This window comes from Bartonella sp. TS82HLJMH (genome assembly GCF_042193495.1).
GTDB lineage: Bacteria > Pseudomonadota > Alphaproteobacteria > Rhizobiales > Rhizobiaceae > Bartonella > Bartonella grahamii.
In genome coordinates, this window is sequence record NZ_JBHILU010000022.1 from 1 (window position 1) to 13,004 (window position 13,004).

8 protein-coding genes and 1 pseudogene are annotated in these 13,004 nt (G+C 37.1%); 3 read left to right on the forward strand and 6 right to left on the reverse strand.

Going from position 1 to position 13,004, the window contains the following annotated elements; genetic code table 11:
* From ACFIKO_RS08125 to ACFIKO_RS08135, 3 genes are all read left to right on the forward strand, one after another.
* Positions 1-711, forward strand: a 711-nt coding sequence (locus ACFIKO_RS08125) for an autotransporter domain-containing protein (RefSeq protein ID WP_375673706.1), incomplete at its 5' end; no start/stop codon positions are given.
* A gap of 683 nt (positions 712-1,394) precedes the next feature.
* The gene (locus ACFIKO_RS08130) at positions 1,395-5,549 is read left to right on the forward strand and encodes a right-handed parallel beta-helix repeat-containing protein (protein WP_375673707.1); all 4,155 of its coding nucleotides are present in this window, start codon (positions 1,395-1,397) and stop codon (positions 5,547-5,549) included.
* Between the two features lie 123 nt (positions 5,550-5,672).
* Positions 5,673-6,401 carry an autotransporter domain-containing protein gene (locus tag ACFIKO_RS08135; RefSeq protein ID WP_375620436.1) on the forward strand — a complete coding sequence of 243 codons (729 nt, stop codon included), beginning with the start codon at positions 5,673-5,675 and terminating at the stop codon, positions 6,399-6,401.
* Between the two features lie 659 nt (positions 6,402-7,060).
* On the opposite strand, the gene ACFIKO_RS08140 is transcribed toward ACFIKO_RS08135, so the two are convergent.
* The 6 genes and pseudogenes from ACFIKO_RS08140 to ACFIKO_RS08165 all read right to left on the reverse strand — a co-directional run.
* Complete coding sequence (locus tag ACFIKO_RS08140; RefSeq protein WP_375620437.1) at positions 7,061-7,843, reverse strand: ABC transporter ATP-binding protein; 783 nt, start codon at positions 7,841-7,843, stop codon at positions 7,061-7,063.
* On the reverse strand, positions 7,830-8,714 hold the full coding sequence (locus tag ACFIKO_RS08145) for an ABC transporter ATP-binding protein (RefSeq protein ID WP_375620438.1): 885 nt from the start codon (positions 8,712-8,714) through the stop codon (positions 7,830-7,832). Before ACFIKO_RS08145 ends, ACFIKO_RS08140 begins: the two co-directional genes overlap by 14 nt.
* Complete coding sequence (locus tag ACFIKO_RS08150) at positions 8,707-9,636, reverse strand: ABC transporter permease (protein WP_375620439.1); 930 nt, start codon at positions 9,634-9,636, stop codon at positions 8,707-8,709. The genes ACFIKO_RS08145 and ACFIKO_RS08150 overlap by 8 nt, the downstream gene beginning before the upstream one ends.
* Before the next feature lie 2 nt (positions 9,637-9,638).
* On the reverse strand, positions 9,639-10,712 hold the full coding sequence (locus ACFIKO_RS08155; RefSeq protein ID WP_375620440.1) for an ABC transporter permease: 1,074 nt from the start codon (positions 10,710-10,712) through the stop codon (positions 9,639-9,641).
* 112 nt (positions 10,713-10,824) lie between these two features.
* Positions 10,825-12,426, reverse strand: coding sequence for an ABC transporter substrate-binding protein (locus ACFIKO_RS08160; protein WP_375620441.1), 1,602 nt, complete (start codon positions 12,424-12,426; stop codon positions 10,825-10,827).
* 372 nt (positions 12,427-12,798) lie between these two features.
* A pseudogene (locus ACFIKO_RS08165) lies at positions 12,799-13,004 on the reverse strand (ABC transporter substrate-binding protein); the annotation flags it as partial.

Genomic DNA, 13,004 nt, shown 5'->3' on the forward strand with positions numbered 1-13,004 from the left:
GTTACATTGGCAGCAATTGAAGGGCAAAATACCACAACACATCTCGGTCTTGTAGGCACCTATGGGCAGCTGTCGTTCACACCAAAGAACATAGCAGATGCAGGGAAGAGCACACTGGATAAATGGTCTCTGACAGCTTACGGAACTATACAACATAACAATGGTCTGTATGTGGATACACTCTTGTCCTATGGCTTTATACGAGGAAATATCACCAATGCTCTCATTGGAAAAACTGCAAAGTTAAACGATGCGAAAATGTTGAGTGTCTCTACTACCATTGGCAAAGAATTTGCAACCAGTGTAGAAAGCTTAACCTTCGAACCGCAAGCGCAATTTGCTTATCAACATTTGATGTTTAATGCTATTGAAGATGCTGATAATTTTACTGTTGATATGAACAATCCTTCGCAATGGTTGATCCGTGTTGGTGGACGTTTGACAAAAACCGTTTCTGCTGAAAACAATCGTCCGATGTCTTTCTATGGAAAAGTAAATCTGATCAAAACTTTTGGTGATGATGGGACCATTCAGATTGGCAGAGACTTTGACCTTGATCCTATGGGACCTGCAATTGAAGGCGGCATTGGCATCAATGCACAGCTGTCTCACAATTTCTCCCTTCATGGTGATGTAAGCTATCAACAAAAGCTTCAGAAAACTGGTATCTCTGGTGCAAGCTTTTCAGGTGGAATACGCTATCAGTTTTAAGAAAAGACTTTAAAAATAGCCTATCATTCTATTTAATTTAACAAAAAGCAGCACAATAGTGCTGCCTTTCTTTGTATATTAAAGCCGTCTTTCTCTTTTCAAGGATCTCTCTTCTATTCATGTGAAAAATGCAGCGCAGAACATTCTTCTACGAAACTTATTCAATCAGATACAATAAACATAACAAGAATCCTCAACAAATGTATGCGACACATTCAAGAAGAATGCTATGCTTTGTAAAAACACATCAAGCAGTATTCTTTATCTTAAATAGAAAACGCATTTTAAATCCAAAATGAGGAAACTTTTTTCATTTTTGCTTATTGCTCCCAACTGCGCTTGCCCTCCCCTTTTTCCTTAATGCGGAAAAAATTGTAACCGATATTATGCGCCTTCAACAAAAATCTACATAAGCTAAAATTCACTTAAAATATTGTTGCTGAATATTCATTTTATATTTAGAATATAATATTTAATTACTAAATAATAAGCTAAAAAAAGAATTATTATTTAATAATACATTTGAATTGAATATAAATTATATTATCATATACTTTAATTTGACAGGTAAGAATAAACAAAATAGGCTGAATCGATTATTTTATTGAAAACCATCTATTTTCACTTCTTCTTATAAAGTCGGCAGGAAAATGAATGTTGGGGGCTTTAAAAGGAGTGGATTGATGCCTAAAAAATTTCTTCTATCCTGCACAGCAATTGTGGCAGTTGTACTGTCTGGTATCCATCTTAATGCACAAGCTAAAAATCTTGAAATTTCAGAAAGTAAAAAAGAAGTTTCCAACGAAACCTATGAAATTATTCACGCAAAAAAAGGTAGCCAAATTATCGGCAAGCATTTGACGATAGTCGGAAACAAAAAAACAAACACCAATATAAGTACAAATACGCACGCTATAACAGCTGAAGGTTCTAACACTACGATTGAATTACTGGATGGTACAACCATTAAAGGAACTGGTTCTAGCATTTTCTTCGGTCTTGTAGCAAAAGATGGTGCTACACTAAAAATGACTGGGGGAACTATTACAGTTTCCAACACTGGCGCTAAATTCTTGAACAGTAAGAATGCTGAAAACAAGCTAAAAGATATAATAATATCAAGTGGCAAAGGCAAAGCACCACTAAATTTTGCAATAGTTGCAGACAAAGACAGTGAAATCACTTTAGAAAATCTAAAAGTGAGTAAGGCAATGAATAGCGTCGTCGCAAATAATCAGTCTAAGGTCACAATCTCTGGAGGATCATTTGATGCAAAAGGCGCATCAATACATGCTCTAAGCAACGGCACGATTACTTTAACTAACAATGCTCAAATTACATCATCTGATAACGTTGGTCTCTACGCAGAAGGCTCAAAAGCCAAGATCACAATGACGGGAGGAAATATAACAGGAAAAGATGCCGCATTATCTGCAACCAAAGGTGGCCATATTCAAGTCACAGACGTGTCCTTAAAAATAATAAATAGCCCAACTTTCACTGTCAATGCTTACAATTCTGATACCATAATTGAGTTGCTCGGAAATACAACCATTAGCGGTGATGGAGGTGGACTTTTTGCAAAAGATAATGCTATGATCAAAATGACTGGAGGATCCATTAACGCTTCCTATATTGGTGCTAGCTTCAATAATAGTAAGAACGCTGGAAACAAGCTAAAAGATATAATAATATCAAGTGGCAAGGGCAAAGCACCACTATCCGGTGGTGTATTTGCATACAATGGCAGTCAAGTCACTTTAGAAAATGTAAAAGTAACTAAGGCAATGAATAGCGTTACTGCAAATAATAAATCTGAAATCACGGTATTGGGAGGATCATTTGATGCCACAAAGGCAGCAATATCTGCTTACAATGGCAGTCGCGTAACTCTGACCAACAATGTTCAAGCTACATCATCTCATGGCACTGGACTTCATGCAACAGATTCAGAAACCACAATCGAAATGACGGGAGGAAGCGTAATCACAGAAAAAATGACGTTGGTTGCAGAAAACGGTGGACATATCAAGGTCACGGATGTTGCGTTAACAGCGACGAATGATAAAATCGGAACAGTTGTCGCCGGCGGTCCGAACAGCATGATTGAATTGCATGGGAATACAACAATTAAGAATGCTGTAGTCGGTCTTCATGCACAAAACAGTGGAATGATAAAAATGATCGGAGGGACCATTACAGCTTCTGAAACCGGTGCTGGTTTCTACAATAGTAAGAGCGATGAAAACAAGCTAGAAAATGTAACAGTTACGCAGGCAAAAAGCGGCATAGCTGCGAATAATCATTCTAAAGTAACGGTTTCTGGAGGATCATTTGAGGGGAAAACCGTAGGAGTATACGCTGGAAACGATAGTAACATTACTTTAACTAGTAGTAAAAAAGGCAATGTGCAAGTTACATCATCATCGAATAGCAAAGGACTCTATACAAATGGTTTACATTCTACCATCACAATGACGGGGGGAACAGTAACCGGAGAATTAGCATTAAATGCAGAAAACGGTGGGCATATTAAGGTTACAGATGTTTCTCTAACAACAACAAATGGCAATGGGGGAGGAGCAGGAGTTGATAGCGCTAATAGTATGATTGAATTATATGGAAATACAACGATTAAGAATGCTACTGTCGGGCTTTTGGCAAGTAATGATGGCGTAATTAAAATGATAGGGGGAACCATTACGGCTTCTGCAACTGGTGTTGGCTTCGTGAACAGTAAGAGCACCGAAAATAAACTAGAAAATGTAATAATATCAACAGGTAAAGATAAAAATTCAGGCAACGGAATACGTCTAGAGAAAGAAAGTAGACTCACTTTAAAAAATGTAAAAGTGACTCAAACAGGCAACAGCGTAATTGCAAATAATCGTTCTAACATAACAATCTCTGGAGGATCATTTGATTCAAGCTATGCAACAATATGTGCTCAAAACGGCAGCAGCATCACCTTAACGGACAATGCTCAAATTACGTCATATGATGAAGCAGGACTCTATGCACAAGACTCAAAATCCACGATTATAATGACAACAGGAAGCGTGACAGGAAAATATACAGCCTTAGAAGCAGATATAGGTGGCCATATTACGGTTACAAATGTTGCTTTAAAAGCAACTAATAATGGCAGTGGTGTAGCTGCTGGTGCAGCTTCCTCTGGCTCTAACAGTGTGATTGAATTGCTTGGAAATACAACGATCAGTGACGTTAAAATCGGAATTGATGCGCAAAACGATAGTACAATCAAAATGATCGGAGGAACAATTACTGCTTCCGAATCTGGCGTTCATTTGTTAAAAAATAAGAGCAATAACAAACTGAAAGATGTAACGATATTAAATAGTAAGGACAATGCACTACTGATCAACGCAATAATTGCAAGAAGAAGTGCCATTACTTTAGAAAATGTAACCGTTCCGCAAGCAATCAATAGCATAATTTCAGATAATGGTTCTCAAATAACAGTTTCTGGAGGATCATTTAACGCAGAAGGTGCAGCAATATCTGCCATAAACGGCAGTACCATTACTTTAACTGACAATACTCAAATTACATCATCTGACGACGCTGGACTCTATGCAAAAGACTCAAAATCTGTCGTTACCGTAACGGGAGGAACAGTACAAGGTAAAACTACTGCATTATCTGCCCAAAATGGTGGACGTATTAAAGCCACGAATGTTACTCTAATAACAGCAGATAGCAACGGATCCGGTGCGGAAAGCCAAGATGTTGGCAGTTTAGTTGAATTATATGGCCATACAACGATTAAAAATGCTGAGATCGGACTTTCTTCAGAAAATGGCGGGATGATTAAAATGATCGGAGGAACAGTGATTGCCGAAAATAGTGCATTTGTTGTAAATAATAATGGACATATTGATGTGACAGATGTTTCTGCCACAGCAGAAGATAGAGGTATAGCATTTGAAAAATCCAAGAACAATAAAACATCAGAAATCAATTTAACCAATACAAAACTTCACATTAAAAATGGTACTGGAATTAATGCAAATGAATCAATTGGTAAAGTCAATCTCAAAAATTCAGAAATCCGTGCCAATGTTTTATTAGTAACCGAAGCTTCAACGAAAAAAAATGATTTCACTTTTACACTAAACGCCGATCACTCCATCTTAGACGGCAAAGTGAGCACCGAAAAAAAATTCAAAACAATCTTTGATTTGCAAAACAATACGAAATGGACATTGAAAACAAGCACAAATAAAAAAAGCCAGAACGAACAACTGCTTGATATTGCTCAAAGAGTACGTTCTGATATTTCTGTCCTTAACATCAATGACAGCTCTATTGTTTTTGAAGAGCCAACAGAAGATCATTATCACACGTTGCACATAGGATCTGGCAGACCAAATACTAAAAAAGTCTACAATGCTACAGGAAAAGCAGAAATTCATTTCAATGTCGAATGGAGTGATAGCGCTGCCGTAAACAAACAAAAAGCTGACCATCTTCTGATTCACGGTGATGTTTCAGGGACTACACTGGTTTATATCACTGGACATTTAGAAAAAAACAATATTAAAGCAGACACTTCTGCTCTTACCAGTGTACGTGGTCTTTCACTCATTCAAATCTCTGGAAAAGTAAATCAAAACTCTTTCAAACTTGCAAATGGCTATATCACAATAAGTGGTTCACCTTATAAATATATACTGAAAGCTTATGGACCAAAATCAAACCACAGTAAAACAAATACTGAACAAAACCTTTTAGGAGAAAATAAAAACTTTTGGGATTTTCGCTTGCAACCAGTACTGCTTGATAGCGACTCAAAAGTAAAAAACATCGTGCCATAAATACAAACTCTTTGATCATGCCCAGTGCTCTCTTGTATGCTGGATTGACCGATATGGCTAAGCAAAGTGCAACTGTTAACCAATATGCGACATTTGTCTTAAGGAAAGAATAAGACAAACGGAATGGCTTTTTCTTATACACCTATGGAAAAACAGGAAGCTTATTTTTTGATAAGTAGTACTTCTAGTAGATATGGTTATAGCAGTGCTCATCTTCGTTATGCTGCTCTACAAGGAGCTGTTAACTTTGTCGCGCTAGAAGAGAAAAATATCTACAACACATTTTGGTCTTATAGAAACCTACGGACAACTCTCTTTGCACTCCAAAGAATATGCAAGACAGCAAGTAAGAGCATATTGAATAAATGGTCATTTCACTCACCGCCTATGGCAGTAAACAGCGTGACAGTGGTTTCTATCTTGATACGCTGTTTATCCTATGGCTTCCTAAAGGGAAAGATCACCAATGCCCTCATTAATACAACCGCAAAATTGAAAAATGCAAAAATGTTGGCGATCTCCACAACTGTTGGCAAACAATTTGCAACGGGTATTCAAGGCGTAACATTCGAACCACAGGCACAGATTGCCTATCAACATTTGATGTTTGATACCATTAAAGATGCTGATAATCTGACCATTGACATGCAAAATCCTTCTCAATGGATGATCCGTGTTGGTGGACGTTTGACAAAAACCATTGCCACTGAAAACAGCCGTCCTATGTCTTTCTATGGAAAAGTAAACTTAATCAAAACCTTTGGTGATGATCAGACATTCCATATTGATAAGTATTATAAACGTGACCCCTCGGAAAGTTCCGTTGAAGGTGGGCTTGGTATTAGTGCATAATTGTCCGTTAACCTCTCCCTTCATGGTGATGTCAGCTATCAACAAAAGCTTCAAAAAACTGGTATAAGTGGTGCAAGCTTTTCAGGAGGAATACTCTATCAGTTTTAAATCAAGACTGTAAAAAATAGCCTATTCAATTTAACAAAAAGGCAGCATATTGCTGCCTTTTTGGTTTATTATAAGCTGTTTTTAAGCGCTGTTTTAAATAGAGAACAGCGAAATATTTGAAGACTGTCATTGACCATTGGATGTTTTTTACAAAAAATTCTTTTTATAAAGAATAAAACTGTAAAAAAGAGAACAACCAAAAACAAAATGATATTGTAAAATAATGAGAAGCTTTTCTAGAAAATACAACATTACTATCTTTTGTTATTTCTCACAAATTTAATGCTTAAAATCCCAAAATAAAACTTTTGAACATAAAATGATAAGTAAAAAATAATGCAATAATATCAAACAAAGAGATGTATGTTATAAGTCATTCGTATATTTCAAAATGGGAGTTCTAATAGGATTTAAAATATTACAGCTCAAACACTGCCCAGAAAATCCATACTGAAAAAATCCTATTATCCCCTTCCCTCTTAACAATGCCGCCAAACATCTCCAGAAACTTCAAAACAAATAAAATTGCATTTTCTCTTCTGTAAAATTGATCATGCTCTTTGCTCTCTATGGACAATAGGCTCTATACTTGCTTCAAAAAACTCCTTTGTATAATCGTGTTGCGCATGTAAATTACGCAATTCATCATTGCTAAGCTCTTCAAGAATAATCCCTTTATGCATAATTCCAACACGTTCACAAATATGTGCAACAACAGCAAGATCATGGGATACCATCAAATAAGTAAGCTTTTTTCTCACGCGCAATGATTTCAACAAGTTTAAAATTTCAGCCTGTACCGACACATCCAATGCAGATGTTGGCTCATCAAGCAACAAAACCTCTGGCTCAATAATTAAAGCACGTGCAAGAGCAATACGCTGACGTTGCCCTCCAGACAGCTCATGAGGATAACGATAAAGAAATGAAAAATCTAAGCCAACGGAATCTAAAGCATCCTCCACCCGCTCCTTTTGATTATCCATCCCATGGATTTTGAGAGATTCAGAAAGAACCGTATGAACCATTTTTCTTGGATGAAGTGAAGCATAAGGATCTTGAAAAACCATTTGAATACAGCGTAAAAAATCCTTACTTCTTTTCTTCTCGACTTCTTGTCCAGCAAAAAGGAACTTTCCACTATAATCTGGAATAAGCCCCACCAATGTATTCAAAATTGTTGATTTTCCACATCCGGATTCACCAATCAAACCATAAGCTTCACCACGCTTAATATGAAAATTAACATTTTTAACAACTGTTACTGCCTTATGCCTATGACCAAAAGTTACAGATAAATTAGAAACATCAATAATATTCTCACAATTTGTCATGAGGAACCTCCTCAACACCATTAACAATCGTAGGATTATACAACCAATCAGGATCACGCTCAGGGACAGCCAAAACATCAACAGGATTATCAAGCCGTGGCAAACTCGCGAGCAATGCCTTCGTATAAGGATGACAAGCGTGAGACAAATCAGAAGCAGGCAACTCTTCTAACACACGGCCTGCATACATCACCAAAATACGATCACAAAAATCAGCAATCATATTCAAATCATGACTAATGAAAATAAGTCCCGTTCCAGATTTTGTCACAAGTTCATCTAAGACAGATAAAACTTGTCGTCTGACCGTAATATCAAGTGCAGATGTTGGCTCATCGGCAATAATTAAATCAGGTTTTGGAATGAGCATCATTGCAATCATCACACGCTGCCCCATCCCCCCTGATATTTCATGAGGAAATAGGCGCATCACATGTTCAGGATCACGAATATGAACAGATTCTAACATAGATATAGTCCGTTCTTGCGCTTCAACTTTTGAAACACGATAATGAATACGGTAAGCCTCCATAATCTGCTCACCAATCCGTATTAATGGATTAAGTGAATATTTGGGGTCCTGTAAAATCATTGAAATACGCTTCCCGCGGATTTTTCGCATCTGAGGTTCACTTGCGGTCAATAAATCAACATCCTCAAAGCGCATTTTTTTAGCTTTAACAATGGCTGCTCTTGGACTCAACCTTAGTATTGCGCGCCCAGTCATCGATTTTCCAGATCCGGATTCACCAACAATTCCAATTTTTTCTTTTCCAACAGAAAAACTAACGCCACGCACAACTTCTGAAATGCCGCGCGTTGTAGGAAAAGAAATACGTAAATCTTCTACTTCTAATAATTTATTACCCATTGCGTGGATCCAATACATCACGAAGACCATCACCTAAAAGGTTGAAAGCAAGACTTGCAAATAATATCGCACAGCCTGGTATTGCCGCCAACCACCAATTTGTCATCATAAATTCCCGCCCTGAAGAAAGCATCGCACCCCATTCAGGACTTGGCAGTTGAGCTCCCAACCCTAAAAAACCAAGACCAGCAGCCGTTAAAATAATTCCAGACATATCTAAAGTTAATCGTACAATCACTGAAGGAATACACATGGGCGCAACGTGAAACAAAATAATTCGCCAAGCAGAAGCCCCTTGCAAGCGAACGACAGAAACATAATCAGAAGAACGTATTGTCAAAGTCTCAGCACGTGCTAAACGTGCAATGGGAGGCCATGCTGCAATTGAAATTGCAATAGAAGCATTTTCAATCCCTGGTCCCAATGCGGCTGAAAATGCAAGAGCTAAAATCAAACCTGGAAAAGCAAGAAAAATATCGACAATGCGCATGAGCACAGTATCAACCCATCCGCCCATATAACCAGATACAGTTCCAACAATAAGCCCTATTGGACCTACAATAACTGTTGTAAGAAAAACAACATAAAGAGTAATACGGGAACCAAAAACAAGGCGACTAAAAATGTCACGTCCTAATTCATCTGTTCCAAAATAATGCGCCATAGAGGGTGGCTGCAACCGATGCCCTAGATCATTGCTAAGAAAATCATGCGTAGCAATCCAAGGAGCAAAAAATGCACATATGATAATAATACAAATAATAAGCAGACCGAATACAGCCGAAAAGTTATGAAAAAACTTAACCAGCGCGTGATAAATCCTTTGTATGTTTGCTTGAATTATAGAGCGTGGAACAGGGTCGTTTAACCAACAACCCAAAAAAGATGATGATTGCGATTTATGATGATTACTTACTGTCATATTCAACGTGTCCTTGGATCAAAAATGCGATAAAGCAAATCAGAAAATAAATTAATGGCGACAAAGATAAATCCTACAAGTAAAGTACATCCTACAACTGCATTCATATCTCCGGCTAAAAGAGCATTTGTCAAGTAATGTCCAAAACCAGGCCAAGCAAAAACTGTCTCCGTTAAAACAGCCCCTTCTAATAAAAAAGCATAAGAAAGCGCAACAACGGTAATAACTTGAACAGCAGCATTCTTAAAGGCATGTCCCCATACCGTTCGCGCCCACGATAAACCCTTTACACGTGCAGTAATGATATATTCCTGATTAAGCTGCTCAATCATAAACCCACGAGTCATACGGCTAATATAAGCCATAGCACCGAAAGCTAAGATCAAAGCAGGCATAATAATGTGACTAAAAACATTACCAAAAGCCTCCCATTGTCCTTGGCTTACAGTATCCCAAAGAAAAAATCCTGTTTTTGGTTCGAAAGAATATTCATAAAGAAAATCAATACGTCCTGGACCACCAACCCAGCCAAGCTTGGCGTAAAATATTAACAAAGCCATTAACCCGAGCCAAAACGTCGGAGTAGAATAACTTACAAGTGTAAAAACACGAACAACATAATCAATAAATGAATCGCGATACATTGCTGCAAAAACACCAAATGGAATTCCAAGACTTGTGCCAATAACAATAGCAACAGTTGCAAGCTCTAATGTTGCAGGAAATACACGCATAATATCAGCTAGAACAGGACGCCCAGAAGTTAAAGCATCTCCAAAGTCAAATAAAAATACATTATGAAGATACTTCCAATATTGAACAATCAACGGCTTATCAAGACCCAGCTTATAATACATTGCGTCATAAGCTTCCTGACTGATATTATCACCAAGAATAGACAGAACTGGATCTAGAGGAAGTAGATGACCAAGAAAAAAAGTGATCGTCACCAACCCAAGCAATGTGATAAAAACTGAAATAAGAAGTTTCAATCCTTTGCATAAAAAATCCCATAAAAATAATCTTTTCTGCTTTTCTGATATAGCTCTTTCAGTTTCTGAAAGTGGCAAAACCATTATAAAAATCCCCTCTGTAGCGACAAAACATAAAGCAAATACCTTTTTTTATATAACGAAACAACCTCTTATTAAGCATGTTCTACAATCCTTCTCTATAACATGCTTCTTTTTATTTTTCTGCTTCATTGTAATAAAGTCTATAACTGTTCCAAATCCATTTTTTGACATCAGGTCCCATACCAACGGTATAATATGTCTGAAATAAATAAACCATAGGACCATGCTCTAGCACATAATGCTGTAAAGTACGATATTGTATGATACGCTTATTGGGGTCTTTCTCAAACAAAGCATCCATCACCATGTTATTAATATTTTCATCATAATACCCAGCGCGCCAAGCCAAATACATATTGTGCTTTTTTGTAAATGTTGGATCAGGATTAAACACGTGATTTAATGAAGCAGGATGTCCATCAGGATCGGCACTCCCCCACCCCATAATAGCAGTATCATAATTTCCACCACGTACACGGCTCAACAATTGATTTTGTGCCATTTTTTCAATTGTCAGCTCAACACCAATTTTACGTGCATTGGCTTGAATAGACTGTGCAACAGACGACATATAACTAAGGCTTCCAACTAAAAGATTAGCTTTAAAACCGTTCGGATAACCAGCCTCAGTAATCAACTGTTTTGCTTTTTTCAAATCCAACTTAAAAGGCAGACCTTCTTTTTCATCCAAAGCACCAGGAACACCCAAGGACATATAAGTTGCCCGCGGAATAGCAATCCCCTTCAAAACAGTTTTTCCAAGACCTTCATAATCAACCAAATAACGAAGTGCTAATCTGACCTTTTCGTTTGCAAAAATTGCATTCTTATTATTTAATGATAGATAAATAATCTGGGGGCGCAAAACACGACTAATTTTGACTGGACCTCCCTGTTTTTCAAGATCTAAAATATCCTCTGAAGAAAGATCACGCGCTATATCCACATCACCTTTTTCCAAAAGAAGTCTTTGACTTGATGAATCTGCTACGTGCTGCACAACAATCTTCTTAATTTTAGGCACATCGCCCCAATAATGCTGTGTAGCCTCTAATACAACTTTATCTCCTGGAGACCAGCTCACCAATTTATAAGGTCCAACACAAGCCGAATGTGTCGCTAAATATTTATTTCCCATATCACCGTTAATACTCTGCGCTTCAATTGTTTTCCGATCAAGCAAAGCAGAAGCATAAGATTGTCCAATAACAGTCAATATGAGCTGAATAGGATAGGGTTTATCTAATTTTAATTGCAAAGTCTTATCATCAAGAGCCTGAATATTTGTTTCAACATTGTTTTTAGTAAACCCATAATCCATTAAAGATTGGGCATAGCTCAATCCTAATTTAATAATCCGCCGCATCGACCATACCAAATCTTGCGCCGTTGCTGTTCTTCCATCATTAAACTTTAAATCATCACGAAGATGAAAAACTATTCTTTTGCCATTATCTAAAACATCCCAAGATTTTGCCATAGCAGGGCGAATTTTTGTAGGATCATGCTCATCATACTGAACTAACGCGCTACAAATATTTGTCAATAACTCACTCGTCACAACTTCAACAGTTTGCGCTGGGTCAAAACTACTCATTGAATCAATATTCCATGCCATCACCAATATATCTTTAGATGAAGCACTAAATGCTGATGCTATAGCCCCATTTAAAAAAGCTATTATGCTTAATAAAACAAAAAATTTTTTCAACATTTTTTTCCCATTTTTTCTATTATATTCTTGTGCCTTTTTACACATAGTCGTTGTGAGTTTGCTCTTTCATCTTTTAAATAGCATAGTATCAAACATCAACTTCATTTAATCAAACTAAGCATCTATAAAATAATTCTCTCATACATCAATCTATATTCGGGATGCAGAGAATCTGTAGCCACAAAAAAAGATCTTCTCCAATATAACTTTCTATATTCATCCTTCCTTAATAAACGACCTCCATCATATACAGCACAAACATCCCTCACAGTTTCATCCTTTAAAAAACTGAAGGACTTTTATGTGAAAAAATATTTTCATCATGCATTATGATCAAGCTATTTTTACCTTTGACAACACGAAAAGACACTCTTATTTTTCAATTTTACTATAAAAAATACGCGGTGCACTATTCCAAACCCATTTTTTGACATCTGGTGTCATCGCTATAACGCTATATTGCTGGTAAATAAACGCATAAGGTCCTTTTTGCATAAGTTTACGTTGTAAATCAGCATATATTTGCGCCCGTTTTTGTGGATCTTTTTGAAACAACGCCTCTTCAACTTTTTGATTCA